Here is a 229-nt window from a genome sequence, read left to right on the forward strand (position 1 = left end):
CCCCGGCCGCCGCTCCGCCTTGTGACTAATGATCGGATTGGCGAGGACGTGATCAGGTTGACCTACGTCCCTGCTTAATCTCGTGACCCGTCGGATGGAAATCGTCGCCGAAGTCTGGTTTTGGGTTAGCGTAGCGCTACAGCGTAGGAGTAGTGCTCATCTTCATCGGGCGTGGCCCGCCACATTAGGCAAATTGGCAGCGTGGGAGAACAGTTTTGTGCCCAAACAC

Annotated in this window: 1 pseudogene; it reads left to right on the forward strand. The window is 57.2% G+C overall.

Annotation, left to right across the window (positions count from 1 at the left end):
- Positions 1-78 (forward strand): annotated as a pseudogene (locus E5W87_RS22215) (dihydrofolate reductase); the annotation flags it as partial.
- Positions 79-229 lie beyond the last annotated feature (151 nt).

This window comes from Mesorhizobium sp. (assembly GCF_004962925.1).
Classification (GTDB): Bacteria; Pseudomonadota; Alphaproteobacteria; order Rhizobiales; family Rhizobiaceae; genus Mesorhizobium.